General features: G+C 44.4%; 1 protein-coding gene. It reads left to right on the forward strand.

Annotated features, from left to right (window positions below; translation table 11 throughout):
* Nucleotides 1-137: 137 nt before the first annotated feature.
* A complete protein-coding gene (locus F6K64_RS38015; RefSeq protein WP_287257234.1) occupies nucleotides 138-1,349 on the forward strand; it encodes an RNA-guided endonuclease InsQ/TnpB family protein in 1,212 nt (403 codons plus the stop codon).
* Nucleotides 1,350-1,366 lie beyond the last annotated feature (17 nt).

Below are 1,366 nucleotides of genomic sequence, written 5' to 3' on the forward strand. Positions count from 1 at the left end.
TTGACCGGAAATCGGGGAGTGTGAGGGGGTGAGCGCAAGCCCCTACGATTCATCCATGGGGTAAGCTCACCCCCTCACATAAACAACAATTCTTGTGGTACTGTAGGTAATAGGCTAAATAAGCAAGTGTCACAGGCATGATAGTCTACGAGTTCAAAGTTAAAGGAAAACTCAATCAATACCGAGCGATTGATGAGGCAATCCGGGCTGGTCAATTCGTTAGGAATTCATGCTTGCGTTACTGGATAGATAATCGAGGTTTAGGGAGGAAAGAGCTATATCGGTATAACACCGAACTTCGCGCTATGTATCCCTTTGTCAAAGATTTGAACTCCCACGCTTGTCAGACATCTGTAGAACGATGCTGGTCAGCCATTGTTAAGTTCTTTGAGAACTGTAAGAAAAATCTCCCCGGGAAAAAAGGATATCCTCGGTTCAAAAAACGTAGCCGCTCTGTTGAATACAAAACGTCCGGGTGGAAGTTACTAGACCCCAAGCACATTGAATTTACCGACAAAAAAGGGATTGGTAAACTTAAATTGATTGGGACGTGGGATTTGGCATTCTATCTAGTTAAACAGATTAAGCGAGTGAGACTGGTTAGACGAGCTGATGGTTATTATTGCCAATTCTGTATTCAAGTAGATGTCAAAGTTGATGTTGAACCGACAAAGCACAACGTTGGTTTAGATGTCGGACTCAAAGAGTTCTACACAGATTCAGATGGCAATACTGAACCCAACCCACGATTCTACAGAAAAAGCGAGAAACGGATGAAGTTCTATCAACGTCGCGTTTCTCGAAAGAAAAAAGGCAGTGCTAACCGTAAGCGCGCCATTAATAAGCTAGGACGTGTACACCTCAAAATAAGTAGGCAACGTGAAGAACATGCTAAGAGAGTAGCGCGTTGCGTAGTCCTGTCTAACGACATGGTCGCCTACGAAGATTTGAGGATTAAGAACCTGGTGAAAAACCATTGTCTCGCCAAGTCTATTAATGATGCAGGTTGGTATCAATTCAGGAAGTGGTTAGAGTATTTTGGCAAAAAGTTGGGCAGAGTAACAGTTGTCGTTAACCCTGCCTACACAAGCCAAAATTGTTCAAGTTGTGGAACAACGGTCAAGAAATCACTATCAACTCGAACCCATGTTTGTCGATGTGGATGTGTTCTAGATCGCGACCAAAATGCCGCCATCAATATTCTGAATTCTGCTTTAAGTACGATGGGGCACATCGGAACTTGGATCGATAAAGATCCCAACGCTTCGGGAGACCTGAGCACTACTGGGACTGGAGAAATCCTGTCTCAGCAACTTGGGTCGCTGAACGAAGAATCCCCCGGTTTCTAACCGTGGGGAGTGTCAAG

The sequence above is a fragment of the Moorena sp. SIO3A2 genome (assembly GCF_010672265.1).
Classification (GTDB): Bacteria; Cyanobacteriota; Cyanobacteriia; order Cyanobacteriales; family Coleofasciculaceae; genus Moorena; species Moorena producens.

What these genes read in the sequence shown, in the direction of transcription:
- F6K64_RS38015 (WP_287257234.1), top strand. Translation starts at nt 138, where the DNA reads ATGATAGTCTACGAGTTCAAAGTTAAAGGAAAACTCAATCAATACCGA.